We start from the raw sequence: 24811 nt of genomic DNA, 5'->3' as shown, positions 1-24811 counted from the left end.
ACCACAAATGAAAGAAATATTGCAATACCTGTTCAACCACAATACGCTTTCAAAATCAGAAGCAAAAGCTACCATGATTGAGATTGCACAGAATAAATTCAATACTGCGGAAGTTACCGCTTTCATAAGTGTTTTCCTGATGCGGAATATCACATTGAAAGAACTGGAAGGCTTCAGAGAAGCATTATTACAGATGGCTGTTCCCGTAAAAATGGATGCCAGTGATGCTATTGATATCGTAGGAACGGGAGGTGATGGAAAGGATACCATCAATATATCCACTCTGGCAAGCTTTGTAGTAGCCGGAGCCGGACAGAAAGTAACAAAACATGGCAATTATGGAGCTTCCACAATTACGGGCTCATCAAATGTACTGGAAGAACTGGGATATCAGTTTAAAAACAGCTCAGAACAATTGAATGAAGATCTTGAAAGAGCCAATATCTGTTTCCTGCATGCACCTTATTTTCATCCTGCATTGCAATCTGTTGGATTATTGAGAAAATCTTTGGGATTAAGAACGTTTTTTAACCTTTTGGGACCATTAGTTAATCCTGCAAAGCCAAAATATTCAATGATCGGAGTATATAACCTGGAAATTGCAAGAATTTATCAGTACCTTCTACAAAAAGAGGAACGTGATTTTATTCTGGTCCATGGTCTTGACGGATATGATGAAATAAGTCTGACTGACGACAGCAAAATCATCACAAAAAATGGAGAAGAAATCTATTCTGCAGAAGATTTAGGCTTTAACCCGGTAACACTGGAAGATATTAGAGCTGGTAATTCTATTCAGGAAACAGCAAAAATATTTTTGAATATTCTTGAAGGAAAAGGGACGGAGCAACAAAATTCTGTGATTCTTGCCAACGCATCAGTAGCTCTTTATAATACCCATAAATTCGGGATGTATGAAGACTGTCTTCTTCTGGCTAAAGAAAGTCTGGAAAGCGGAAAAGCATTAAACAGTTTTAATCTCCTGATTAATTAAATTCATTATTCGCTTGCGAAGCAAAATTCACCATTGACTAAACTTAAACACAAAAAATGACGATACTGGATCAAATTATTGAACGAAAAAAAGAGGAAGTGGCAGCAGCAAAATCACGCATTTCTCTTGACCGATTAAAAAACACAGCTCTTTTTGGACGGCCAACCTATTCACTGAAAGCATCCATCAAAAATAAAAGCGGAATTATCGCTGAGTTTAAAAGACAATCTCCGTCAAAAGGTATCATTAATAACAATGTAGAACCCTTAGAAGTTGTTTCAGCATACGAAAATTTTGGAGCCAGCGGAATTTCTATCCTGACTGATCATGATTTTTTCGGAGGAGATTTAAATGATGTTCTCAGTGTAAGAAATGAGATTAACATTCCGGTTCTGCGAAAAGATTTTATGATTGATGAATATCAGTTTTATGAAGCAAAAAGTATTGGTGCTGATGTTGTTTTACTGATCGCTTCATGTCTTTCTCCAGCTCAGGTACAGGAATTCACAGATCTTGCTCATCAGCTGAAAATGGAAGTCTTACTGGAAATCCATACAGAAGACGAACTGAAACATTTCAATTCAAAAATTGACTTAGTAGGAATCAATAACAGAAACCTTAAAGATTTTAAAGTAGATCTGCAACATTCCGTTCAGCTTAAAAATCAGCTTCCAAAAGAAGTTTTATCCGTTGCAGAAAGTGGTATTTACAGCCTTGAAGATTTTCAATTTTTAAAAGAAAAAGGATTTGACGGTTTCCTGATGGGTGAATATTTTATGAAAAATACAGATCCAGCCAAAGCTTTTGAAGAATTTTCTTCTCAAATTTAAATAGATAACAATGAACCTGCAACCTACAACCTTTACCCTGTCACCTCAACTCAAAGTCTGCGGTCTTACAAAACCGGATCAGATTCAGGAATTGATTGCTATGAGTGTAGATTTTCTCGGTTTCATCTTCTATGAAAAATCACCAAGATATGTTTTGAATCATCTGAGTCTGGAAGAGATCTCAACTATTGAGCATAGAGGAAAAGTAGGTGTTTTTGTTAATGAAGAAACAGATGTCATTTTAAAAATCGTTCAGCAGGCAGGATTGAATTTCGTCCAGCTTCATGGTGATGAAAGTAATGATTACATTATTGAACTAAAACAAAAACTGAATCCTGAGGTTGGAATCATTAAAGCAATCAGAGTCGGAAACGATGCATCTGAAAACAAAAATAAAATAACACAAGCTTTTACCTCCAATCTGCAGCCTGTCACCTACTACCTTTTTGATACAGACAGTAAAGCCTTTGGAGGAACAGGAGAACAATTTGACTGGAATATTCTGAATGAATTTGAAATTCCTCTGCCCTATTTTTTAAGCGGCGGTATTTCAGAAGATAACATCAGGAATATAGAAACACTGCAACAACAGCCTTTGGCTTTGGATATCAATTCAAAATTTGAAACAGAACCTGGCAGTAAAAATATAGAAAGAATAAAAAAGTTTAAAAATCTGTTTCAGTAAAATAAATAACATATAAAAACACACAAGGATGAATATACATTTGCTAAAGAAGACATTTTATAAAACATTGTTTCCACCCAAATTCGGGAATGAAAAAATCCAGAATCTGTACCACTTTGTTGCACAGAACGACAGTAATACAGAACATTGGGAAGTGGGTGGATTATTGTCTGATTTCATCTGTATTATTAAAGATTTTGAAGAAAACGATATCCAATATTTCTTTGAAAGAATCAGTCTATGGAATAGCTATTATCTGGTTATTATTTCCGATAAATTTTTGGAAAACCATGTCAGATCAAGTGTAAAGTATGACTTAGGGCTGATTTATGCAAAAATATTTCTGCTGTACGAAGACTCTGATCCTTATTATTTAATTGATAATCTTGAAATTGCGATTACCATGTATCAGTCGAAAATAGATAAAGCAACCTTACTTGACTTAATGCATAAAATAGAATTATTACATTATAAAAAACTGATTACCAAACAGCAGCATAATTACCACCTCACATTTATTAATAGTTTAAACCCATGAAATATCATATAAAATCAACGAAAGATCTCACGGAAGCCGAGATAAAACACATTCTGGAACTTTGGGATATCTCTGAGTGGAATACTATGAAATCATCCTATTTCCGGTCTTTTTTCAAAGATTCAGAGTTTCATTTCCTGATGAACACAGATGAAAATATATTGGCTGTGATGAGGGTGAATTTTGATTTTACCTTACAGATAGCAGACACCGGTTACTCCTTTGCAGAAGCTGTAGGGCTTGTGGCAGCTCATAAAAAGAAAGGTTATGGAGCAGTTTTAATGCGCCATTTCAAAGAAAATGTTACTCAGAGAAATCTTGAAACAATTGGTTTCTGCCATTCGGATCTTCGTCCTTTTTATGAAAAGTGTGATATCGAAATTCTTCACGACAAAGCCAGAATGATCAAAGAAAGTGTCGGCTCGGAATGGGTGAATTCTGAAGATGATGATATTCTGATTTTTTATACCACACAGGAAAGAAAAGAACTGCTCAACCAGCTGAGTTCACAAAATAATGCTTATTTAATGACTAAAGAATAAAAAAATGAATTATAAAAACCCCGATGAAAACGGATATTATGGAGAGTTTGGAGGAGCTTTTATCCCCGAAATGCTTTATCCCAATGTAGAAGAGTTACAAAGAAATTATCTTGAAATAATAGAATCTGAAGATTTTCAGGCTGAATATCAGGATTTGCTTAAAAACTATGTGGGAAGAGCTACTCCTTTATATTTTGCTAAAAACTTAAGCCAAAAATATCAGACACAGATCTATTTAAAACGGGAAGACCTCAACCATACCGGCGCCCATAAGATCAATAATGCTCTTGGACAGGTTCTTCTGGCAAAACGTCTCGGAAAAACAAGGATTATTGCAGAAACCGGTGCCGGGCAACACGGCGTCGCTACTGCTACAGCTTGTGCTTTGCTTGGTCTTGAGTGCATTGTTTATATGGGAGAGATTGATATCCAGAGGCAAGCCCCGAATGTAGCAAGAATGAAAATGCTGGGTGCTGAGGTGGTGGCAGCTACTTCAGGTTCAAAAACACTGAAAGATGCGGTAAATGAGGCATTAAGAGACTGGATCAACAATCCTGTGACCACGCATTATGTGATTGGAAGTGTGGTAGGTCCACATCCTTTCCCTGATCTTGTAGCAAGGTTCCAAAGCATTATTTCAAAAGAAATCAAAGAACAGCTGCAAGAGAAAACCGGAAGAGAGAACCCTGATTATGTGATTGCCTGTGTAGGTGGAGGAAGTAATGCTGCCGGAACGTTCTATCATTTTGTAGAGGAAAAAGAAGTGAAAATCATCGCTGCAGAAGCAGGAGGATTGGGAGTAGATTCAGGAAAATCTGCTGCAACTACATTTTTAGGAACCCTTGGAGTTCTTCATGGAAGCAAAAGCCTTGTAATGCAGACGGAAGACGGACAGGTTATTGAGCCTCATTCTATTTCCGCAGGACTGGATTACCCTGGAATCGGACCTTTTCATGCCCATTTATTTAAAGAAAAAAGAGCAGAATTTTTTAGTATTAATGATGATGAAGCTTTGAAATGTGCCTTTGAGCTTACCAAACTGGAAGGAATCATTCCTGCACTGGAAAGTTCTCACGCGCTGGCAGTTTTAGACAAGAAGAAATTTAATGAAAATGATGTGGTAGTTATTTGTCTGAGTGGCCGTGGAGATAAGGATATGGAAACGTATCTGAAAAATTTGTAAAATGCAAAAAGTAGATATATAAAATGACTTTAAGGGATAAAATCAACTCCTAAATACATTTTACATGAATACATTAATACAGTAAAGAAATGAAAAAACTAAATATATACTTCACAGCAGGAATTCCGCAGTTGGAAGATACCGCTGATATTATACAACTGATTCAGGATTCCGGAGCAGATATGATCGAAATCGGAATGCCTTATTCTGATCCTGTGGCAGACGGACCTGTCATCCAGAAAGCTCACGAACTGGCTTTACAAAACGGAATGACTATTGAAAAGCTGTTCTCTCAATTAAAAGCCATCAAAGATAAAATCAGGGTCCCGATTATCCTGATGGGTTACATTAATCCTGTTTTGAGCTTCGGATTTGAGAAATTTTGTGCAGCATGCTCGGAAAGTGGTGTTTCAGGATTGATCCTACCCGATCTTCCTCCTATTGAGTTTGAGAAAAATTACCAGCAGATTTTAAAGCAATATAATTTAAATTTCACCTTTCTGGTCACTCCGGAAACATCTGATGAGAGAATGATCTATCTGGATTCTTTAAGTTCAGGATTTCTGTATGCAGTAAGTTCTTCTTCTACCACAGGAAATGAAAATGCAGTTGTAAAAAATGAGAACTACCTTTCCAGGTTAGCTTCCCTTCCTCTAAAAAATCCGGTAATGATAGGATTCGGGATTAAATCGAAAGAAGATTTTGAAAATGTAACAGAAAATGCGGATGGCGGCATCATTGGAACAGCTTTTGTGAATATTTTGCTTCAGGATAGAGACTGGAAGAAAAAGGCTATAGATTTTATCCATTCCATAAAAGGGTAAAATTCACTAAATTTGTATATCAAAAATTGAAATGAATACAAATCAAAATAAAGCAGTAGAATTTGAAGATTTAGGAGTCAAAGAATATCAGCCAGCCTGGGATTATCAGGAACAGCTGATGAAAAATATCATTGACACCAAAATAAAAAACAGGGATCTTCCTGCAGAACAGCATACCACGACCCCCAATCACTTACTTTTCGTAGAACATCCCCACGTGTATACGTTAGGAAAAAGCGGTCACGAAGAAAATATGCTTGCCGGTATTGATAAACTGAAGGAAATTGATGCTACTTTCGTGAAAGTAAACCGTGGCGGAGATATTACCTATCATGGTTACGGACAGGTTGTAGGCTACCCTATTCTGGATCTTGAAAACTTTTTCACCGATATTCATTTATATATGAGAAATCTGGAAGAAGTGATCATCAGAACCATTGCCGAATATGGTATCAAAGGAGAACGTTCACCGGGAGAAACCGGAGTATGGCTGGATGTAGGAAAGCCTTATGCCAGAAAAATGTGTGCTATGGGAGTAAAAGCTTCCCGTTGGGTAACTCTTCATGGCTTTGCATTGAATGTAAATACAGATATGCGTTATTTTGAATACATTATTCCGTGTGGGATCAAGGATAAGCAGGTTACTTCCTTAAAAAGAGAGCTTGAAAGAGAATTGACACCAGAAGAAATGGAAGATCTGAAAGCAAAGATCAGAAAACATTTTGCAGACGTTTTTCAGGCAGAAATGATTTATAAATAATCGGAATAATTTCATTAAGATATGAGAAAACCAGTTTCAATAGTTGAGACTGGTTTTTTAGTTTACTTCATCTTGTCTATTCTATAGCAATCCAAATTGCAAAAAACAACATATTTTACAATTTTAAAAATTTCCTATTTTCCTTAATTTACCATAAAAATAAATAGATCAATCAGTCTTTTGAATATCATAAAACCAATAAAACAACAAAATAATTTATTTTTTTCTAAAAAAATATTGCGCATATTTTAAATTTCATTACTTTTAATGTCACAAAATAGTGAACTATTACAATTAATAGTTCACAAAAAATTAACCACAAAATATAAAAACTATGAAAAAATTCCTTTTATCCATGATGGTATTCGTGACGGTACTGTCATTTAACTCCTGCTCGGATTCAGGTGCCAATCAGGATCCGAATCTTGTTGCTAAGGAGTCTAATGAAATTGCTATGAAAGACTTTGGCAAAACTGTTCCGGTAGGGATAGAAAAAGAGGATGGAAAATTTAAAGTTTCATTTATGGTTTCCGCACAGCCGTATCACATTAAGGATACAAAAGACAATGCGGCATTTATTTCCATGATTAAAGAAGCTGTACAAAATGAAACTCCTGTTCAGGTTTTCCTGAAAGCCAATTCAAATGAAATTGCAAAGGTTGAAAAAGCAACAGCGGACGACATCCGTTATTTCAAATCAGTATTCAACAAAGAAGAAAGAGGGGAAAGTAACAAGGCAGTAAGTGTAATCCCTAATCTTGCTACGTTAAACAGTCTTTTTACTCAGATCAAAAACCAGGCTTGCGGAACTTCTACCGCATCTTCACCGTGTATCACATTCAGATATCCTGTGGATGGATGCTATGCCAGAGCGCACAAAATGAGACAAATCCTTTTGAATGCAGGGTACGACTGTGAAAAGCAATTTGTATATGGTAATCTTAGAGCATCTACAGGAACATGCTGTGTATCATGGGTATATCACGTGGCAATTTTGGTAAGCTTCAAAAATGCTTCCGGAATTGTTGAAAAAAGAATTATTGACCCATCATTATTCTCCAGCGGACCTGTAACAGACAGTGCATGGAGAGCTGCATGTACTAATACAGGCTGTGGTTCTGCATCTGTATCTTCTTTTGCCAATACAGCAGGAAATGTATACTACAGAAGCCCATCCGGTTCTTTATTATATGATAACAATTATGTAAATACCAACTGTGTATTGAACATATTCTCATCCCTTTCAGGATGTTCTCCTTCCCCTGCACCTAGTGTTGCAAGCTGTGGATTTTAACTAATTTATAGAGAGCTCCTGCATTTATTTTGATACATTGCAGGAGCTTTTTACTTAATACTTTTTTGCTATGAAAGCCTGGTCCTATCTACTATTACTATTTATTATGATTACATCCTGTTCCGGTAATTCCAGTTCACAGAATTTAACCTGGTATAATAATGCCACCATTTCCAACATCATGGAAGATCCTGATAAACCGAATGAAGTGGTACGTGTCGCTATTGGAATCAGTGCTCAGGTTTTTTATCTTTCCAAAAAATCACCGGAATACAAGAGCCTTATGGAAAAAGCAACCCAAAGCTTTAAGAAAGGTAAGACCTATAATATCGGTATTGAAAATAAAACCAATATCATCAAAGAAATTAAAGAAGTCAAATAATCCTGATTATCTGATCACAGAAATTCCGGCATCCACTTTTACTTCTGCCCCATGAATATAGGAGGCTTCTTCTGAAGCCAGAAACAGAACTACACTGGCTATTTCTGAAGGTTCCCCCTGTCTTTTAAAAGGAATTGTAGGAATAATCTCATCAATGGCACTTTCTATCTGCTCTCCGGTTAAACCTGTATTATTAAAAATATTGGTTTTAATATGCCCGGGACTTACCCCATTGACCCGAATACCACGTTCTGTAAGTTCTACCGCAAACGTTTTGATGAATGACTGCACCGCAGATTTTGCTGCAGAATACACCGAAAAATTAGGCATCGCAATATCAGTTGCAACTGAAGTATTGAAAATGACAGAACTTCCTTTTCTCATTAGTGGTAACGCCTGCTGTACCGTAAAAAACGGTCCTTTTACCAGCATATTAAAAAGTTCATCAAACTGGTTCTCATCCACATATTCCATAGGAGCAAATCTTCCGTATCCTGCATTGGCAAATACAAGATCAATATGTTCTGTATATTTTCTGATTTCCTGCTGAAGATTCATCAGATCTTTTATATTCCCTGCGTTGGATACAATTCCAAAGGCATTTTCTCCAAGTTCTTCCAAAGCATTATTCACTGTTTCACTAGTTCTGCCTGTAATAATGACTTTTCCTCCTTCTTCAAGGAATTTATGAGCAGTAGCCAGGCCCATCCCATTGGTTCCTCCTGTAATTAAAGCGGTTTTGTTTGTAAATCTCTGCATTATTTTTAGTTTAAATTTCTATTACAAAGATTAGAATACAAACACTTTAAAAAAATCCGAATCATGCTGAAATAAACAAAATAGAAATAATAAATTTCTTATTTGCTTCTGCATTATTTTACCTTTTTTAAAGTTTATCAATAATTGCTATCAATAAAATCTTTCAAAATTAAATTGCACACAATTAAATTGGCTATATATTTGTATTGTTAATTGAGTCAGCTAATAAAACTGACATTTAATAATCAACAAGTAGTTTAATTAAAACAAAAGAAAAATGTCATTAATAGAAAATTTAAACTGGAGACATGCGGTAAAAGCTTATGATCCGACCAAAAAAGTATCACAGGAAGATCTTAATACTATTTTAGAATCAGCTAGACTGGCTCCTACTTCATCGGGATTGCAGCCTTTCAGAATTATAGTAGTGGAAAACCAGGAACTGAAAGACAAAATGGTAGCAGGTGCTTTAAACCCTGAAGTAATGAGAGATTCTTCTCACGTTTTGGTCTTTGCAGCATGGGACAGTTATTCTAATGAAAAAATTGACAAAGTTTACGATTATCATACTGATGTAAGAGATCTTCCAAGAGGTCGTTTCGGAAGCTATACCGATAAAATTAAAGAAATGTATGGAGCACAGACTGCTGAAGAACATTTTGCCCATACTGCACGTCAGACTTATATTGCCTTAGGAATTGCTCTTGCACAGGCAGCAGAACTTAAAATCGACAGTACACCGGCAGAAGGATTCAGCAATGAGGTGGTAGATGAAGTACTGGGATTAAAAGAACTGGGATTAAAAAGTGTAAGCCTTTTATATCTTGGATACCGTGATGAGGCTAATGACTGGCTTTCTTCTATGAAAAAAGTCAGAATTCCAATGGATGAATTTATCATAAAAAAGTAATACCTTCATCGAATCTTTCGTACTCAAAAATTATGGAAAATCCGAAAACACCCAAACTGGAAAACCAGATTTGCTTCCCACTGTATGTAATTGCCAAAGAGATTACCGGGCTTTACCGTCCTTTTCTTGATGAACTGGGCATTACCTATCCGCAGTATCTTGTGATGATGATATTATGGGACGGCGACGGACTTACGGTAACCCATATCGGAGAAAAACTGTTTCTGGACAGTGGTACTTTAACACCTCTTCTTAAAAGACTGGAGTCTAAAGGATTTATCATCCGAAAAAGAAAAAAAGAGGACGAAAGAGTGGTTGAAGTATTTTTAGACGAAGCAGGAAAACAGCTTCAGCAGAAGGCTTGTGAAATTCCGGGAAAAATTCAGGAAAAACTGGGAATACAGCCGGAAGAGCTGCTGCACCTTAAAGACACCGTCTTAAAAATATTAAACAAAATAGAAAATAAATGAAAATATTATATACCACTCAGGTCACTGCTCAAGGAGGCAGAAACGGACATGTGAAAAGTGAAAACGGAGTACTGGAACTTGATGTAAGAATGCCGAAAGCGTTAGGAGGAGCCAATGATGATTTTGCCAATCCTGAAATGCTTTTTGCAGCAGGATATTCCGCTTGTTTTGACAGCGCTCTGAACAGAGTGATCAGTCTTTCTAAAGTAAAGACGGGAGAAACAACGGTAACGGCAAAGGTAAGTATTGGCCAGATTGAAAATGGAGGTTTCGGACTGGCAGCAGAGCTGGATGTGAATATTCCCGGTGTTTCTCTTGAAGAAGCACAGGCTCTGACAGAAAAGGCACACCAGATCTGTCCTTATTCTAATGCTACCAGAAATAATATGGAGGTGAAACTTGCAGTAACCAACAACGATTAATCCAATTTTTTTTAAGCATAGTTATAACGAAAGGAGCTGTTTCCGTGGAAACAGCTCCTTTTTATTTTATTTTCCCCCAGATTTCGCAGATGACACGGATGATTGAGGATATTTTTATGTATATAATATTTAAGAATGTCATTATCATTCATCATTATTTATCGTAAAAATACAGTAATTTTGTATTATGGAAATTATTATGGAGATCGTTTGTCAGGTGTATGCAGGGCAAAAATCAAGAAAAACAATAGATCTTGTTCTGAACACATTCCTTCCCGGCTATGAAAAATTAAATCTCAATTATACCTACCCAAGGCATGATAAAAATTATATTTTTAAAACAGAAGACGAAATGATTGGTTATTTCATCGAAAACCCTGGCCTTGATCAAACTTTTTACTGGAATAAATACCACGATAATCCTGATAAAATAATGGTAGGTGCCAATATTACCGATGATGATAAACTTGTCATAAGTTTAACAATGGATACTACTGAAGACAAAAAGAACATGTACTTCGATCAGCTCAAGAAAGTTTTACAATCTGATATCGGGGTAATTACTTATGTGAATCCCGCAGATTATGAAGATGGAGAAGATTTCATTGTAAAATATGGATAGAAACAGAAATTTACTTAGCCTTATAACAACTTCCCATCACTCATCATTATCTCCTGTCTTTATTGACGTCACTTTTCTGATAGGCGTCTACTTTTCTATAAGAATCGTTTTTTTCTTTTTCCTTTTTATCGGAAATCAGGATGCCGAAAAGATGGTCGATTTCATGTTGAAAAATAACTGCTGTAAAACCTTCTACAATTTCTGAATATTTCTGGCCCTTCAGATCCACATATTCCAGTTGAATGACTTTGCTTCTGTAAAACTGATCCCTGAATTCAGGAATAGACAAATCGCCTTCAGGACCAAGATTCTGCAGGTCAGAACGCCATACAATGACCGGATTGATAAAATACTCAAGTGGAGTTCCTTCCTTATCAAAACGCTGCACCCAGATGATCTTTCTGTTGATTCCCACTTGTGGAGCTGCGATTCCTACTCCACCATCTGTTGACAGAAGAGATTCTTTCATTCTTTTTACGAGAACAGCCGTATTCGGGTCAAGAGGATTTGCTTCTGAAGAAATGCTCAACAATGTTTGGTGCTGACTGGCATCCGTTGTCTGATAGATCGGCAACGCTGTATTTATATCTCCCTGATTAATAATTGAAATCTCTTTGGCTGTGAGTTTCTGGGCTTTCAACAGGCCTATAAAAAAGATCAGCAGGATGGGTAGTTTCTTCATGTTTTTTTGAAATGTGATACAAAGGTAAATATTGTAGAATAAAAATGATTATGGAACGCTGATTTTTATGTTTTGGCTAAAGCCATTGAAGCTTTGATATAAAAATGGCCAGGCTAAAGCCCGACCCTATTGAATTCAATGTAAGTAATTGATTTTGTCATTCTGAAAGGAATGCAATGTAGTGAAGAATCTTATAATAAATTAACCATGAGATTCTTCCTTCGTCAGAATGACATTTCTTGTAAAAAAACAGTTAAAAAGTTTTGGTCATATCCACAGGGATAATCAGATTGAAATCTGTTGGAATATATTCTTTAGCCGGTACTTTCAATTCGGGATCATCTGATTCAAAAACAGAGATCACTGCCATTTTCAGGTTAGGATTTTTCTGTTTGATATACCAATAGATTCCCCCAAATTCTTTGCTGTGATAGTTTCCGTTGTAATGGATAAATGTTTTCCCGGTCTGGAAATTTTTCAGGATAGATTCAGCCATTGTAGCATCTTTCGTTGCCTGGGCTGAAATGAAATTCATCACTTTGGTTCCTTCTGCATGATCACCCATCATCTTTTTCATTTCCGGATATCCGGGAGTGTCTAAGGTTACTTTAATTGGTAACTGAGCAATGTATGTCTTTTCTTTTTCGCTTAATTTATTCAGGGATTCAAGACCTTCTTTTGCGGTTTGAGAAGCATATCTTCTCGGAATATTGGTGGCAATAAAATTCAGCTTTTTATCTTTGGCAAAATCTACCAAAGGTTTATAATCCGTTGCATAATTATTCCATAAACGGGCAGAATCTTTCAAAGTCTTGGCATCAAATTTTCCATTTAAATATTGATCCAGCTGAGCCTGATTATCTCTTTCAAACATTTCTGCTCCTAAGATAAGCTGTCCGTTCTTTTTGGCAAACAGCGCTTCTGTAATTTTCAGCTGAAGCCAGTGATTGATGGAACTGTTATGATTCTCTCCAAAAAAGACCACATCATAATCTGCCAGTTCTTTTACCAGCTTTTCTGTATTTACTTCTTTTCCCTTTTTATCATAAAACTGATACGCTTTTAAGCCCTGTGCCTTTAATGAACAGAAACCGGCAAAAAGTATCGCTATGAAAATATTTTTCATTTTATTATATATTTAGTCACAAATTACACAAATATTCCGGCACTTGCAGATCGCCTGCAATAAAAAAGACCGCTTTGAATTTTACAAACAAAACGGTCTCATTCAAATCATCTAATTATTACTTTTCTAAAGCTGCTACAAGGTCCTTCCATTCCTGAAGTTCAGGAATTCCAGGTTTTCTTTTTCCGAAGAACTGAACGATAAAGTCTCCTTCTTTGTTGAATACTTCAATAGCGGTTACTTCTCCGTCTTCAGTTGGTTTTTTAACGATCCAGGCTTCTGCAATTTTCGTTACATCAAGGTGTAAGTTGAAATCAGGATCCATTACATTGAACCACTGCTGATGCCAAAGTGTTTTCTTCACATTTCCTGTGTGGATCTGAATAATTCCTCTGTTTCCAACGAAAACCATGATAGGAGTATTCTTTTCAGAAGCATCTTCAAGGATGTTGACTACTTTGGCATTATCAATTTTCTTGGCAAATCCTTCCGGAGCCAATCTTAATGCCTGTGTTCTGCTTACTCCATATTTTCTGGTCATCATGAAGAAATCATGAGTGTCTTTCAATTCTGTCCATGCTTTTTTGAAACCTTCCACATCAATATCTGAATCAGCTTTTTCTGCCTGTTTTGGGGCTACTGCTTCAAACGCCAATGTCTGATTCTGATCTTCTGCTTTGAATTTTTCTACAATAGCATCGAAAGCTTCTCCATTACTGTCTTTAGTCAGATAAATCTTATGAAGTGCCAGTCCGTCTTTTCCGAAAAACTGAAGACTTTTTTTATCTCCTTCCCATACTGCAAAGGCAAATTTCCAGTGGTTAAGGAAAATTCTGAGATCAATATCTTCACCCACAAAAAGCTGCGCATGAGGACTGCTGAAATCTCCGTTCAGATACGTTCCTTTTCTTTCATGAACACATTCGTCATTACGCGTAAGAGCCATTACTTTCCCTAATTGCTCAGCTTCTGTAAGGATTCCCTGGAAATCCGGGTTCAGGACAACTACTCCTTCTCCAATGCTTGTTGCCAGCAATTCTGCTTCACTTACTTCTAGCTGTGCCGCTGCATTTCTTATTCTGATATGTGGATTTTCTGCTTTCAGAGCTTCCCATTTTTCCTTTAAATCATTAACTAATGTGCTCATTACTTTACTTTTTTATGGTTAAAATTGTATAAATTCTTTGTATGGTTTCGTTTCCTGTTTTACTTTTTATTTCTTCTTCTTTTTCAGAAGTTTTCATTCTTTTAAAATGGCTTTTAGAGATCAGTTCTTCCATTTCGCTGTTGCTGTACAACGTAAAATCATATTCCGTAAACGGTAGTTTTTCCATGAACTCTCTTTGTCCGAATGTAAGAACGAATGTTCCATCATCTTTCAAAACCCTGTAGATTTCGTTTAAAAATTCAATCGGATTTTCCCAGAAATAGACTGTGTTTACGGTAAATATTTTATCAAAAGATTCGTCCTGAAATGGCAGTTTTTTACCTTCATAGAGAACAAAATCTGCTTCGCTTTCAAATTCTTTGTTGAGCCTTTTGGCTTCTTTGTGCATGGTTTCAGAAATATCAATTCCTGTGTATCTGAGATTTTTGGCAAGACTCATTATACTTTTCAGGTGTGCGGCATTCCCGTGTCCTATTTCAAGGATTTGCTGGCCGTCATCTATCACAAGTGTTTTGATGCTTTCTAACGTCATGCTGATGTTAGTAGCATTCATCATTTCACCGATCTCGATGCCTTTTTCCCCCTGAGGATTGGCAAGATTCTGTGCGAGGATTTTGAGTTCGTCTTTTTCCATGGTTATCCAAAAATGATCATTGGGTTATTGGTAATAGGGTGTCCGCAGATGGTACAGGGAAAATTATAAGCATGGCTGATATTTTCTTCAGTAAAAACTTCCTGTGGGGATCCATAGGCGGAAACCTGTCCTGATTTCATTAATAAAATCTTATCTGCAAACTGTGCAGCAAGGTTCAGATCATGCAAAACTACAATGGCACTGTTGGCTTTTTTGGTGAAATTTTTGATAATTTCCAGTGCTTTGTACTGATGTTTTATATCTAAATTATTCAATGGTTCGTCCAGAAAAACCAGTTTGTGGGCGATATCATTTTCAAGCTGAGCCATTACTCTTGATAGGTGTACACGCTGCTTTTCTCCTCCTGAAAGGGTATTGTATTCTCTTTCTTTCAGATGAAAAATATCCGTTTCATACATCATCATATTCATAGCTTCAAGATCTTCTTTTCCGGGCTGGGCATCGAAATAAGGATACCTTCCCATCATGATCACATCTTTTACCTCAAGCGGAATATCGTTACTGTTATGCTGTGAGAACTTTGCTTTGTGTTTTGAAAGTTCTGTGATATTCCAATCTCTGATAGGTTTATCTTTAAACAAGACTTTGTTACTTCCGGATTTCACTTCATCTGCCAGTACGCTCAGAAGACTTGATTTCCCTGCTCCGTTCGGTCCCACAATGGCCAGAAATTCACCGTATTCCAGAGAGACATCTACCCCATCCAGAATTCTGAATTCTTTATGTTTATAATTAATCTGGTGTGCCTTGATCATTACAGTGATTTTTTAAATTTAACCAAAATAGCGATAAAAATAGGGCCTCCCATTAAGGCTGTTAAAATCCCGATCGGCAGTTCCGACGGTGCTACAATACTTCTGCTGAAGGTATCTGCCGTTAATAACAAAATGCTTCCGCACATTGCCGATAATGGCAAAATAAACGTATAATTGGATTTGAATAAAAGCCTTAAAATATAAGGTACAATAAGACCTACAAAACCAATGGTTCCTGAGAATGCCACGCAGCTACCCACCATTAAAGCTACGATAATAATAATCTGCTTTTTCAGTCTTTCCACATTAATTCCCAAATGCTGAGCATCTTTCTCTCCCAGCATCATTGCATTCAAAGCTTTTCCTTTTGGAAGTAAAATAATGTAAGCAATGACCGCTACAACGGTCAGGATGATATTCTTCGTCCATGTTGCGGCTGCCAGACTTCCTAAGTTCCAGAAAGTAAGATCTCTAAGCTGTTCATCTTTTGAGATATAGATCAAAAATCCGGTAATCGAAAATCCGATAGCCGTTATGGCAACTCCGGTAAGCAGCATCATCACCACATTTGTTTTTCCTCCGCTTGTTGAAATTCTATAGACCAACATCATTGATAGAAAAGAACCTATAAAAGCGGCTATTCCTACCAGTGAAAATTGTACAGCTTCAGGAAGATATTCTTTGAAATGTCCTCCTAAAACAATCGCAATGGCTGCCAGCAACGTTGCTCCTGATGTAAGTCCTATTAAATCTCCTGTTGCCAGAGGATTCTTGAAAAGCCCCTGAAGACTTGTCCCGGAAACCGACAACATACTTCCTACTAAAATGGCCATAATAATTCTGGCTGCTCTTACGTCCCAAATCACATATTTATCACTCAGCGATAAACCGGGATCTCCTTTTACAAATTGCCACAGTGCCCTGAACGGAGAGTTTTCTCCGAAATCATAAACTCCTGTATTAAGTGACAGTACTGCTATAATGACAAGCAGTACCGCACTTATGATAAGATAAAAGTATAGTTTACTTTGTGCTTTCAATTAAAAGTTTGTTTAATCCTACTGCTGCTTCTCCTACTCTCGGTCCAAAACCTGATACTAAACCTCCGTCCATTGCAATGATTTTCTTGTTTTTACCGGCATTGGTCTGAGATACTCCCGGCATTTTTAGCGCTCCTTCATTTCCTCCTGCGCCCTGTAAACCAGTTTCGAAGAAGAATAGTACATCAGGATTAGCTTTTACAACGGCTTCCGGTGTCAATGGCTTGAAATCTTCAAAATCCGTTACTGCATTTTCTCCACCAGCAAGGGTAATCAATGAAGCCATTGGAGTATTTTTACCACTTACCATCAGCATGTTTCCTCTTGCGTAGATGAACAATACTTTTGGTTTTTTAGCAATAGGCTGTACCTGTTTCAGATCAGCATCAATTTTATCATTTAATTTCTGATAGTCTGTATTTCCAATCGCTTTTGCTACCTGCTCGATCAGTTTTTTAGTTCCTTCAACGGTGTATTCCTGTTTGAAAACTTCAGTTTGAATCCCTGAAGATTTGATTTTCCCCATTAATTCAGGATTGATATCTTTATCAGAAGCAAGAATCAAGGTAGGATTTACAGCCATGATTGGCTCAATCGTCATTGATCTCATGTGTCCCAAATCTTTAGCTGTAGCTTTTAAAGAGGCAGGATAAGTACTGGTAACATCAGTTCCTACGATTTCCTTTTCGTGGCCTAAGGCAGCTACGATTTCAGTAATTCCTCCGTTTAGTGTTACTATTTTATTGCTGGTTTTTGGTGCTTCAGAAGTAGCTTCTGTGGTATTTTCTTTTGCTCCTGCTTCTGCTTTTTTGCAAGAATATACTGCTACAAGAACAGAAGCTGCAAGGATGAATTTTTTCATGATATACTATTATTTGATTATTTATAAAGGTTCGAATTCAAAATTGGTGTACCCTCTTTCTCCTTTTGTATTTTTCATCGTATTGAATCTCAGTTTGAAATAAAAGCCTTCGGCATCTTTCAATACAAAGAAACGGTCTGCATACACAAAAGGAACAGGATTGGATGCTGTACCGGTAGTGGTTCTCCATTTATCTCCGATCGCACGCTGGTCATTGAAAACAAATTTTGCAGGTTCCACATCTTTTAGTTTAAATGCACTGTAAGCTGCATCAAGACTTCCTGTAACACTTACTTGATAAGCTCCCACACCATTAAGGCTATTGGTTGCTACAAAATCTGCATAAAAATAGCTTCCCGCACTGGCTGCAGGTCCCATGAATACTTCATTGGTAAATGTTGTGAAGACAAGATCCCATTTTTTCTTCTTAGGCTGAATTTTTACCGGAGTTCCTGTTTTCAGGTTGAAGAATGAGAAGTTGTATTCGGTATCTTTGGTAATGATATATTCTTTGATATCTGCTTCTGTTGCATTCACGTCAGCGTAACGTAATTTATATCCATTCTGAGCTCTCAGGATCTGAATTTTTTTCCATCCTCTCGGATCACCGGACAATGAAACCGAACCAGCTCCGATATTGGCAGCAGAAGGTATTTCTCTTCCCAGATTGATCAGATATACAGGGTTATCAGCATCATTTTCTTTGATGGCATCAATTCCTGAAGTCTGATTCAGGAAGTCTCCGTTCGGATTGTCAACATATTGCATGTTGGCAGCATCAAATGTTCCTACCTGAGCAATGTCTTTCAGACTTGAAATATCAGCTTCTTTTACTTTACTGATGTCTGAAGCATTCGGTATTTTAATCACCGTCATGGCAAGAGATCCGTTCATAATCACTCTGTAGGCATCGCCGCTATAAAAACCAAGATCCCAGTCTGTTCTGCTATTAACCGCCTGATTGGTGTAGTCACTCAGGTCGATCCAAACCTGATTAGGTTCTGTAGGGCCGCCAATTTGCACACTGACTTCAGATCCTGTCATAGGAGGAACCGGAACCGGATCTTCGTCTGCTGAAAGACAAGACTGTGTAGCAGCCATGACAGAAAGAACAGACAATATTTTTAGATACTTCATAATCGTAACTTATTATTTAAAATTGAAACATTAATCGGGCAAAATAGCTTCTGCCATAATATAAATTAACAAACCCGTTTGCAGCGGTATGGGCTGATCCTGCTACTGCTGTAGAGTTTAATCTTGTTACATCGAATATATTTTTCACCCCGGCTGAAATTTCAAAATGCTTGTTCCAGAAAGGCTGGCTTACAATAAAATCCATCATATGGAAACTATCTATTTTTCCAAGGCGGAAGTCATTTGCCCCATCGGATACATAAAGTCTGTCCGGACCTGTGAACTTGTAATAAAGAGCAAAATTTGTATCGGTACTTTTCAGTTTATAGGTTGCTGAAGCTCCTGCCTGCACCAGATACTGGAAATCTGTAGGGGAAGAGGATTTTAAATCAATCATCGATACCGATGTTCCGCTTACGGATCCTCTTAAAGACAGAGCAAACTGATCCTTTCTAAAATCAACATTCGCAGAAACCAATAGATTTTTAAATTTATTGATATTCATGTATTTGTAGGTTGAAGGCTCTTTTACCATCACCATTTCAATCCTGTCACGTACATCCAGATATAGTGCATCTACTCCATAAGCGATCTTCCAATCATTGTCTACAGCAAAATTCTGGTTCCAGAAAAGTCCTGCAGAGAATCCTTTTTCCGGGTTCAAATCAGGATTCCCCTGCACATCATGATTGATATTTACAAAATAGGTGTACAGTTCTTCATATTTAGGATAACGGTTGGCCGATCCTACAACGGCTCTAAGGTTTGAATTCTCAGAAGTTTTATATCTTGAGGATAAAGAGTAATTGTATTGATTGCTGAAGTTCTCACTAAGAGATAATCTTACTCCCGGTCTTAAAGAGAATTTGTCTGACACATTCCATTCAGCAGAAAGGAAATTGGAATAGGTAAAAATCTTTCTTTTTACCGCTTCGCCAAAGAAATCTCCGGCAATCAGAGCGGCATAACCATTGGTATAGTCTAACTCATACCCTAACTGAAAATCAAAAACTTTACTATCCAGGAAGTTGCTGAACATCCCTCTTGAATAGATAACGTCTGTTTTATAATATGATTTTTCGTCCTGGCGGCTTTTTATGGTTCTGTTGGGAATATCGTAATTGTAGTCGTAATATTTTCTGTCCTGGTTCTGATAAGAGAAATCTCCCATATATCGGATATGCCCCAGATTAGTCTGAATATTGAATTGGTGAACCCAACGATCGGTATTGTATCTTTTGTCTCTACTTTCATAGGCAACTCCACCCAACCCATCATTAAGAGGATTTCTGTTAACCTCCGGATTGTAGAAGTTGAATTTCTCATTCAGATAAGACAGCTTGTAAAAGAATGTTGTTTTGTTTTTGGTATATCTCAGCAATGCGGAGGCATCATACTGATCTTTCGGATTCCATTCATATCCTCTTTTATTATCCTGTCCGAAGTATTTGTAACCTTTGCTTTCTCCTTCAAAGCCCATAAACTGGTTATGATTGAAATTGATGCTTGCAAACCATTCATTATTGATATTATAATCTACATTCAGATTCTGGATATGTCTTCCGTTTCCTTTTTTCTTAAGATCGTAGTTATCTCTCACTGTTTCTTCCTGCAGTGAGCCTCTTACACTGATCTTTTTTGTACTGGTCTTTTTTGTAATAATGTTGATGACTCCGGCAACAGCGCCATTTCCGTACTCAACACCCATACTTCCTTTTACAATTTCGATTCTTTCTATATTGCTTAAAGTAATTTTAGTAAGATCTATATTACTTCCCAGTCCTGTATCCCCTACTACCGGAATATTGTCTATAAGGATTTTTACATAATCACCATTAAGTCCCATGATCTTGGCAGTGGAATTTCCTGAACGGGAATCCGGAGTGATCTGTATGTTAAGACTCTGATTTAAAACCTCGGCAACATTTGTAGCTGCCATATTTTTAATCTGCTCTGCATCAATTACATCAACCTTATATATCGATTTGTTAATGGACTGTTGCATGTACTGTCCTGTAATAACAACTTCTTCAATTTTCTTTTGATTAAGAGAATCCTTTTCTTGTGCATTTACCCATAAGGCCACGGATAACGATAGAACGGAAAGCACTTTCTTCTTCATAAGGGTACAAATTTTCGACAAATATAAAACTTTATTTAGACTCATTAAAAATAATTATATATTTTTGTGGAATAATTCTAAATAAAAATAATCTCATGAAATTAAAATTACTTTTAGGAGCTCTGATGTTTACAGCCTTAACGGCGAATGCTCAGGTATCTAACATCAATGCAAATTTCAACAATTTTACAGCTGGGAACACCACTTTCCCACAATTTGGATGGTCTGCCATCGTTGCACCCTTAACCGGTGAGTTTCCTCCTGTACCTCCAAGAATGATTGTAGCAGGAGATTCTAACAGATTCATTCAGTCATACGCAGGAAACAATGCAACAGGTTCTTCGTACCTGATCACCCCACAGATTGAAACTCCAACAGGAAATAAAACTTTGACTTTTGATACTACATTGGTATCTCCATCTCCCGGACCGGGAAGCATTCAGATAGGAGTAGCCTCCAACCCTGCAGATATGTCAACATTCGTTCCTGTAGGAAGTCCTGTTAATGTATCGGTTGTTGGTACAGTTCAGAACATCAGTGTTAATATTCCGGCATCTACAGGGTCATATATTGTATTCAAATTCACTCCCACAGCTACTCACGTAGCGATTCAGATAGATAATGTAGTGTATAATACGCCTGCTTCTTTGGGCGTATCAGATAACAATAAATCAACAGAGAATTTCAGGTTTGCTTTAAATTCTGATCAGTCAGCATTAGAATTCATTGTAAAAAAGGATCCTAAAAACATTCAGATCTATTCTGCAGCAGGACAGAAAGCAGCAGAAGGAAAGCTTAACGGACAAAGATTTGATATCAGCACCCTTCAATCCGGTGTCTATTATATGAACATTGAAACTGCGGAAGGAAAAACAATTCAGTCCAAATTCATCAAAAAATAAGGTTTATTAGACTATTATTTGCCTTTATTAAAGCCGGTGGGACTATTCTTACCGGCTTTTCTATATTCTCATTTTTATCATTTTCCGGTGTGATTAAAATAAAAACACGATAAAAATCATGTTTTTATTTAGACTGATTAAAAATAATTATATATTTTTGTGGAATCATTCTAAATAAGGATTTAAAAAATAAATTATGAAAACAAAACTATTATTGGCTTCAGTACTCGCAATGTCTGTTCAGCAGACTGTTTTGGCGCAGACTGACGCGTTGGGATATTCACAGGTCAATATGACAATGGGGAACGGATATCAAAACCGTGTGTTTGTGAACCTTGCAGATGGTAATATGGTTTCTCAGCCAGCCAATACCTGGGATATTGCTTTTTATAGAAACTCAAACTACGCATTCGGATCAAGAGTAAATGATGCTAAAGATATTGAAGTATTCACCGCATCAACCAATCTAGCCGACTGGGATAATATCAATATCAGCAACGAATCTTCATGGGGAGCCCCTCTTTATAATCCGGATCAGACCACTGACTGGAGCCAGGGAGCTTTCGAGCAGGGACCCGTGACTTCTCCAAACCCCAATATCCCATCAACAGGATGGGGTGTTTACAACCCGGTGAATCATCATATTCAGGGGAAGGCTATTTTTGTTTTAAAATATGCTTCAGGAACTTATATTAAGTTTGCTATTGAAGATGCCTTTGCAGGATATACTTTCAAATACTCAAAATGGAACGGTACTTCATGGGGAGCTACGGAAACAAGAACTATTGCTAACGGAACAGATGATTCTTATTTCAATTATTTCTCTTTTGATACCGGAGAAAAAGTTCCGGGTCTGGAGCCTTCCAGAACAGCATGGGATTTTGTATTTACTAAATATTACACATTCTATATGGGAGTGCAGATGTACCCGCTTTCCGGAGCTATCCAGAGTCCAAATGTAAAAGTAGCCATGGTACAGCCGGAAACACAGCAGACAGCAGCCAGTTCTATTCCTGCCAGTACAAGTTTCTCATCAACTATTACTACCGTAGGACATTCATGGAAAGGGATCGGGACCGTAAAAAATGATGTGGTATACTATGTCAAAAAAGGAAATGATTACTATAGAATGTACTTCACGACCAATGGTGGGGCAAGTACAGGAAATATGTATTTCAAATACAAAAAGATTACGGAAACTTTAGGAATTACTGAAGTAGGAAAAAAAGCATCTTTTGGTATTTATCCTAACCCAACTACTGCGGATAAGAAAGTAACTGTTCTTTTTGATGTTAAGGAAAAAACAGGCAACAAAGGGAATGTAGAAGTGTATGATCTTACCGGGAAAAAGGTATATTCAGCTGAACTGGCTAATCAGGCAGGTTTCTACAAGCAGGATATGAATCTTTCTACTCTTCCGTCAGGAAATTATCTTGTAAAAATTACTTACGGTGGCCAATCGGAGACGAAAAAGCTTATCGTGAAATAAACTTTCTATTTTTAATACTTTCTATTTTTTCTAATAAAAAGGCGGTTTCAGAGTATTGAAACCGCCTTTTATTTTTTCTTTAGTAAAGAACTTAAAAATTCATGAAAAGAGTAGTTTTATATCACTATTCTTTAAATCTTTAAATCCTTCAATACCATTAATATATTTTAAACCCTTTATAAACTTCTACTGAGCTTTCCATGATTTTGGAAGCATCTTTACGAAAATCTAAAAGGTGATCCTGACCGTTATGTCTGTTATGGTGTTCTACACTTTCCCAAAGTTCGATCAGGAAGAAAGTTCCTTTATTATCTTTATCTTCAATAAGATCATACTGCAGGCAGCCTTCTTCTTTTCTTGTTTCTTTCACAAGTTTCTGAAACAGCTCTACAGCGTCCATCAGATAATTTTCATTAAACTTAAAAAGTGCAATGATATGTAAATTCATGTTCTAATATTTAGTGATGTAAAAGTAAAATATTTTCAAAACCGAATATCTTTTTAAGCCTTTTATTTTTCCACACCCAACATAATTTTTAATTAAAAACTGATTTATAAATAGTTATAGAACTCATTACAATAACCAATGTTCCGATAATCACAAACATTTTTTTCACAGGAAGCTTTGCTGTAAGCATTGCGGAAAACGGAGCAGTAATGATTCCGCCAATCAAAAGTCCGAGAATGATATTCCAGTGCTGGATTCCCAGGGTAAGGAAAAAGGTAAAGGCAGCGGTGATGGTAAGAATAAATTTAGCTACGGTAGAACTTCCTACGGCAAATCTTGGGGTGAATGCATTTTTAATCAATGTTCCGGTTACCAAAGGTCCCCAGCCTCCCCCGGCAAAAGAATCTATAAAACCGCCTATCACGCCCAGCCTGGTCAGATTGGTTTTTCTTTTCAATGCTTTACTTTGCTTTTCTTTGAATGCATTTGATAAAATCTGGACGCCGAGATATAAAGTATAAAAAGCGATCAGTGTTTTGGTGATCTTCGCATAATATTCTCCCAGATAGGTAAGGGAAACCGCACCAATTACAGCACCTATTACCGCCGGAATGGCCAGCTTTTTCACCAGGCTCTTACTTACATTCTTTAATTTGATGTGGCTGAGACTTCCTGCAGCAGTGGTAAAACTTTCCGCAGAATGAATACTTGCGCTTACAATATGCGGCGGAATATTCAGAAGCATAAGTGTGGTGGTACAGATCACACCATACCCCATTCCCATGGATCCTGCAACAATTTCCGCAAAAACCCCAACAAGAAGCATCCAGTAGAAAATATAATTATCTTTGGCCAGAATAACCTGTAATTCTTCCAGATATCCCAGTTCATACATTGAAAAAACAGCGATGGACAGAATTGCAGCCGTTACAAAAAGGACATTAAGCCTTACCTGAATTTTTCTCGTAATCACCATATCATTACCATTTTAGTCCATACTCCTTCACCATCAGTGTTACCAAAAACACAGACATTTACATTGAGGCTGTTTTCTGTAGCTTTGTACGAGGAAGTTTTTCCGGCAGTTAGTGAATGTACTGCCATAATAGAGGGTGTAAGCTTTTGTAATTGGTTTAGCTCTTCTTTTGAAATCATAGTTTATTCATTTGAAGTAGTGCAAATATCTGATAAAATATTTATCCTACAAAAC

29 protein-coding genes are annotated in these 24811 nt (G+C 36.9%); 16 read left to right on the top strand and 13 right to left on the bottom strand.

The features are described 5' to 3' along the window. The first annotated feature begins 7 nt into the window (after positions 1-7). From trpD to FB551_RS01960, 10 genes are all read left to right on the top strand, one after another. Positions 8-994 (top strand): anthranilate phosphoribosyltransferase, encoded by a 987-nt coding sequence (trpD, locus tag FB551_RS02005; RefSeq protein WP_142018048.1) that lies wholly within the window; start codon positions 8-10, stop codon positions 992-994. A gap of 56 nt (positions 995-1050) precedes the next feature. Continuing rightward, entirely contained in the window at positions 1051-1824 is a 774-nt protein-coding gene (trpC, locus tag FB551_RS02000) for an indole-3-glycerol phosphate synthase TrpC (RefSeq protein WP_047432203.1), read from the top strand. A gap of 10 nt (positions 1825-1834) precedes the next feature. Beyond that, entirely contained in the window at positions 1835-2509 is a 675-nt protein-coding gene (locus FB551_RS01995) for a phosphoribosylanthranilate isomerase (RefSeq protein ID WP_047432206.1), read from the top strand. A 28-nt stretch (positions 2510-2537) separates the two neighbouring features. Further along, positions 2538-3047, top strand: coding sequence for a hypothetical protein (locus tag FB551_RS01990; protein ID WP_142014499.1), 510 nt, complete (start codon positions 2538-2540; stop codon positions 3045-3047). Then, positions 3044-3589, top strand: coding sequence for a GNAT family N-acetyltransferase (locus FB551_RS01985; RefSeq protein WP_142014496.1), 546 nt, complete (start codon positions 3044-3046; stop codon positions 3587-3589). The genes FB551_RS01990 and FB551_RS01985 overlap by 4 nt, the downstream gene beginning before the upstream one ends. A gap of 4 nt (positions 3590-3593) precedes the next feature. Further along, the gene (gene trpB, locus FB551_RS01980) at positions 3594-4772 is read left to right on the top strand and encodes a tryptophan synthase subunit beta (protein ID WP_047432212.1); all 1179 of its coding nucleotides are present in this window, start codon (positions 3594-3596) and stop codon (positions 4770-4772) included. Positions 4773-4861: 89 nt separating this feature from the next. Beyond that, on the top strand, positions 4862-5596 hold the full coding sequence (gene trpA, locus FB551_RS01975; protein WP_142014494.1) for a tryptophan synthase subunit alpha: 735 nt from the start codon (positions 4862-4864) through the stop codon (positions 5594-5596). Between the two features lie 31 nt (positions 5597-5627). After that, positions 5628-6356 (top strand): lipoyl(octanoyl) transferase LipB, encoded by a 729-nt coding sequence (gene lipB / locus FB551_RS01970; RefSeq protein WP_142014491.1) that lies wholly within the window; start codon positions 5628-5630, stop codon positions 6354-6356. Positions 6357-6690: 334 nt separating this feature from the next. Continuing rightward, positions 6691-7650 carry a protein-glutamine glutaminase gene (locus FB551_RS01965; protein ID WP_142014488.1) on the top strand — a complete coding sequence of 320 codons (960 nt, stop codon included), beginning with the start codon at positions 6691-6693 and terminating at the stop codon, positions 7648-7650. Between the two features lie 106 nt (positions 7651-7756). Then, the gene (locus tag FB551_RS01960) at positions 7757-8032 is read left to right on the top strand and encodes a hypothetical protein (RefSeq protein WP_142014486.1); all 276 of its coding nucleotides are present in this window, start codon (positions 7757-7759) and stop codon (positions 8030-8032) included. 6 nt (positions 8033-8038) lie between these two features. On the opposite strand, the gene FB551_RS01955 is transcribed toward FB551_RS01960, so the two are convergent. Continuing rightward, positions 8039-8791: an SDR family oxidoreductase gene (locus FB551_RS01955; RefSeq protein ID WP_142014482.1), complete on the bottom strand. Its 753-nt coding sequence runs from the start codon at positions 8789-8791 to the stop codon at positions 8039-8041. A 277-nt stretch (positions 8792-9068) separates the two neighbouring features. Between FB551_RS01955 and FB551_RS01950 the strand changes: the two genes are divergently transcribed. From FB551_RS01950 to FB551_RS01935, 4 genes are all read left to right on the top strand, one after another. Beyond that, positions 9069-9701, top strand: coding sequence for an NAD(P)H-dependent oxidoreductase (locus FB551_RS01950; RefSeq protein ID WP_047432229.1), 633 nt, complete (start codon positions 9069-9071; stop codon positions 9699-9701). Positions 9702-9733: 32 nt separating this feature from the next. Beyond that, a complete protein-coding gene (locus FB551_RS01945) occupies positions 9734-10171 on the top strand; it encodes a MarR family winged helix-turn-helix transcriptional regulator (protein WP_062670961.1) in 438 nt (145 codons plus the stop codon). Continuing rightward, entirely contained in the window at positions 10168-10593 is a 426-nt protein-coding gene (locus tag FB551_RS01940) for an organic hydroperoxide resistance protein (RefSeq protein ID WP_142014479.1), read from the top strand. The genes FB551_RS01945 and FB551_RS01940 overlap by 4 nt, the downstream gene beginning before the upstream one ends. Before the next feature lie 187 nt (positions 10594-10780). Next, a complete protein-coding gene (locus FB551_RS01935) occupies positions 10781-11215 on the top strand; it encodes a hypothetical protein (RefSeq protein ID WP_142014475.1) in 435 nt (144 codons plus the stop codon). A gap of 46 nt (positions 11216-11261) precedes the next feature. On the opposite strand, the gene FB551_RS01930 is transcribed toward FB551_RS01935, so the two are convergent. From FB551_RS01930 to FB551_RS01890, 9 genes are all read right to left on the bottom strand, one after another. Then, positions 11262-11897, bottom strand: coding sequence for a peptide deformylase (locus tag FB551_RS01930; protein ID WP_142014472.1), 636 nt, complete (start codon positions 11895-11897; stop codon positions 11262-11264). A gap of 253 nt (positions 11898-12150) precedes the next feature. Then, positions 12151-13023 carry a ChaN family lipoprotein gene (locus FB551_RS01925; RefSeq protein ID WP_142014470.1) on the bottom strand — a complete coding sequence of 291 codons (873 nt, stop codon included), beginning with the start codon at positions 13021-13023 and terminating at the stop codon, positions 12151-12153. A 118-nt stretch (positions 13024-13141) separates the two neighbouring features. Next, positions 13142-14170, bottom strand: coding sequence for a hemin-degrading factor (locus FB551_RS01920; RefSeq protein ID WP_047432245.1), 1029 nt, complete (start codon positions 14168-14170; stop codon positions 13142-13144). A 4-nt stretch (positions 14171-14174) separates the two neighbouring features. Beyond that, the gene (locus tag FB551_RS01915) at positions 14175-14825 is read right to left on the bottom strand and encodes a class I SAM-dependent methyltransferase (RefSeq protein WP_142014467.1); all 651 of its coding nucleotides are present in this window, start codon (positions 14823-14825) and stop codon (positions 14175-14177) included. Between the two features lie 2 nt (positions 14826-14827). Beyond that, positions 14828-15601 carry a heme ABC transporter ATP-binding protein gene (locus FB551_RS01910; RefSeq protein WP_047432249.1) on the bottom strand — a complete coding sequence of 258 codons (774 nt, stop codon included), beginning with the start codon at positions 15599-15601 and terminating at the stop codon, positions 14828-14830. After that, positions 15601-16641 (bottom strand): FecCD family ABC transporter permease, encoded by a 1041-nt coding sequence (locus FB551_RS01905; protein WP_047432252.1) that lies wholly within the window; start codon positions 16639-16641, stop codon positions 15601-15603. Before FB551_RS01905 ends, FB551_RS01910 begins: the two co-directional genes overlap by 1 nt. Then, complete coding sequence (locus FB551_RS01900) at positions 16625-17503, bottom strand: heme/hemin ABC transporter substrate-binding protein (protein ID WP_142014464.1); 879 nt, start codon at positions 17501-17503, stop codon at positions 16625-16627. Before FB551_RS01900 ends, FB551_RS01905 begins: the two co-directional genes overlap by 17 nt. A gap of 21 nt (positions 17504-17524) precedes the next feature. Beyond that, positions 17525-18640 carry an HmuY family protein gene (locus FB551_RS01895; protein ID WP_226798598.1) on the bottom strand — a complete coding sequence of 372 codons (1116 nt, stop codon included), beginning with the start codon at positions 18638-18640 and terminating at the stop codon, positions 17525-17527. Between the two features lie 16 nt (positions 18641-18656). Next, positions 18657-20762 carry a TonB-dependent receptor plug domain-containing protein gene (locus FB551_RS01890; RefSeq protein WP_142014459.1) on the bottom strand — a complete coding sequence of 702 codons (2106 nt, stop codon included), beginning with the start codon at positions 20760-20762 and terminating at the stop codon, positions 18657-18659. 95 nt (positions 20763-20857) lie between these two features. Here FB551_RS01890 and FB551_RS01885 point away from each other — a divergent pair, with 95 nt between their 5' ends. Together FB551_RS01885 and FB551_RS01880 are read left to right on the top strand one after the other, a co-directional pair. Beyond that, entirely contained in the window at positions 20858-21664 is an 807-nt protein-coding gene (locus tag FB551_RS01885; RefSeq protein WP_142014456.1) for a T9SS-dependent choice-of-anchor J family protein, read from the top strand. 196 nt (positions 21665-21860) lie between these two features. Next, positions 21861-23153: a T9SS type A sorting domain-containing protein gene (locus FB551_RS01880; RefSeq protein WP_142014454.1), complete on the top strand. Its 1293-nt coding sequence runs from the start codon at positions 21861-21863 to the stop codon at positions 23151-23153. A 157-nt stretch (positions 23154-23310) separates the two neighbouring features. On the opposite strand, the gene FB551_RS01875 is transcribed toward FB551_RS01880, so the two are convergent. The 3 genes from FB551_RS01875 to FB551_RS01865 all read right to left on the bottom strand — a co-directional run bounded on the left by FB551_RS01875 (position 23311) and on the right by FB551_RS01865 (position 24756). After that, positions 23311-23601: a putative quinol monooxygenase gene (locus tag FB551_RS01875; protein ID WP_142014451.1), complete on the bottom strand. Its 291-nt coding sequence runs from the start codon at positions 23599-23601 to the stop codon at positions 23311-23313. Between the two features lie 88 nt (positions 23602-23689). After that, positions 23690-24577, bottom strand: a complete 888-nt coding sequence (locus FB551_RS01870) for a sulfite exporter TauE/SafE family protein (protein WP_047432268.1) — start codon at positions 24575-24577, stop codon at positions 23690-23692. Next, positions 24571-24756: a hypothetical protein gene (locus tag FB551_RS01865; protein ID WP_142014448.1), complete on the bottom strand. Its 186-nt coding sequence runs from the start codon at positions 24754-24756 to the stop codon at positions 24571-24573. The genes FB551_RS01870 and FB551_RS01865 overlap by 7 nt, the downstream gene beginning before the upstream one ends. Positions 24757-24811 lie beyond the last annotated feature (55 nt).

This window comes from Chryseobacterium aquifrigidense, from assembly GCF_006716485.1.
GTDB classification, from domain to species: Bacteria; Bacteroidota; Bacteroidia; order Flavobacteriales; family Weeksellaceae; genus Chryseobacterium; species Chryseobacterium vietnamense.
Note: the sequence above shows the minus strand (reverse complement) of the source record. Positions and strands in the feature narration are given on the sequence as shown.

Coding starts and splice junctions, on each gene's coding strand:
- trpD (WP_142018048.1), top strand. CDS start 8: ATGAAAGAAATATTGCAATACCTGTTCAACCACAATACGCTTTCAAAA.
- FB551_RS01950 (WP_047432229.1), top strand. CDS start 9,069: ATGTCATTAATAGAAAATTTAAACTGGAGACATGCGGTAAAAGCTTAT.
- FB551_RS01985 (WP_142014496.1), top strand. CDS start 3,044: ATGAAATATCATATAAAATCAACGAAAGATCTCACGGAAGCCGAGATA.
- FB551_RS01880 (WP_142014454.1), top strand. CDS start 21,861: ATGAAAACAAAACTATTATTGGCTTCAGTACTCGCAATGTCTGTTCAG.
- FB551_RS01895 (WP_226798598.1), bottom strand. CDS start 18,640: ATGAAGTATCTAAAAATATTGTCTGTTCTTTCTGTCATGGCTGCTACA.
- FB551_RS01940 (WP_142014479.1), top strand. CDS start 10,168: ATGAAAATATTATATACCACTCAGGTCACTGCTCAAGGAGGCAGAAAC.
- trpA (WP_142014494.1), top strand. CDS start 4,862: ATGAAAAAACTAAATATATACTTCACAGCAGGAATTCCGCAGTTGGAA.
- FB551_RS01935 (WP_142014475.1), top strand. CDS start 10,781: ATGGAAATTATTATGGAGATCGTTTGTCAGGTGTATGCAGGGCAAAAA.
- FB551_RS01955 (WP_142014482.1), bottom strand. CDS start 8,791: ATGCAGAGATTTACAAACAAAACCGCTTTAATTACAGGAGGAACCAAT.
- FB551_RS01965 (WP_142014488.1), top strand. CDS start 6,691: ATGAAAAAATTCCTTTTATCCATGATGGTATTCGTGACGGTACTGTCA.
- FB551_RS01990 (WP_142014499.1), top strand. CDS start 2,538: ATGAATATACATTTGCTAAAGAAGACATTTTATAAAACATTGTTTCCA.
- FB551_RS01885 (WP_142014456.1), top strand. CDS start 20,858: ATGAAATTAAAATTACTTTTAGGAGCTCTGATGTTTACAGCCTTAACG.
- FB551_RS01900 (WP_142014464.1), bottom strand. CDS start 17,503: ATGAAAAAATTCATCCTTGCAGCTTCTGTTCTTGTAGCAGTATATTCT.
- FB551_RS01930 (WP_142014472.1), bottom strand. CDS start 11,897: ATGAAGAAACTACCCATCCTGCTGATCTTTTTTATAGGCCTGTTGAAA.
- FB551_RS01875 (WP_142014451.1), bottom strand. CDS start 23,601: ATGAATTTACATATCATTGCACTTTTTAAGTTTAATGAAAATTATCTG.
- FB551_RS01945 (WP_062670961.1), top strand. CDS start 9,734: ATGGAAAATCCGAAAACACCCAAACTGGAAAACCAGATTTGCTTCCCA.
- trpC (WP_047432203.1), top strand. CDS start 1,051: ATGACGATACTGGATCAAATTATTGAACGAAAAAAAGAGGAAGTGGCA.
- FB551_RS01925 (WP_142014470.1), bottom strand. CDS start 13,023: ATGAAAAATATTTTCATAGCGATACTTTTTGCCGGTTTCTGTTCATTA.
- trpB (WP_047432212.1), top strand. CDS start 3,594: ATGAATTATAAAAACCCCGATGAAAACGGATATTATGGAGAGTTTGGA.
- FB551_RS01870 (WP_047432268.1), bottom strand. CDS start 24,577: ATGGTGATTACGAGAAAAATTCAGGTAAGGCTTAATGTCCTTTTTGTA.
- FB551_RS01865 (WP_142014448.1), bottom strand. CDS start 24,756: ATGATTTCAAAAGAAGAGCTAAACCAATTACAAAAGCTTACACCCTCT.
- FB551_RS01910 (WP_047432249.1), bottom strand. CDS start 15,601: ATGATCAAGGCACACCAGATTAATTATAAACATAAAGAATTCAGAATT.
- FB551_RS01960 (WP_142014486.1), top strand. CDS start 7,757: ATGATTACATCCTGTTCCGGTAATTCCAGTTCACAGAATTTAACCTGG.
- FB551_RS01920 (WP_047432245.1), bottom strand. CDS start 14,170: ATGAGCACATTAGTTAATGATTTAAAGGAAAAATGGGAAGCTCTGAAA.
- FB551_RS01915 (WP_142014467.1), bottom strand. CDS start 14,825: ATGGAAAAAGACGAACTCAAAATCCTCGCACAGAATCTTGCCAATCCT.
- lipB (WP_142014491.1), top strand. CDS start 5,628: ATGAATACAAATCAAAATAAAGCAGTAGAATTTGAAGATTTAGGAGTC.
- FB551_RS01890 (WP_142014459.1), bottom strand. CDS start 20,762: ATGAAGAAGAAAGTGCTTTCCGTTCTATCGTTATCCGTGGCCTTATGG.
- FB551_RS01995 (WP_047432206.1), top strand. CDS start 1,835: ATGAACCTGCAACCTACAACCTTTACCCTGTCACCTCAACTCAAAGTC.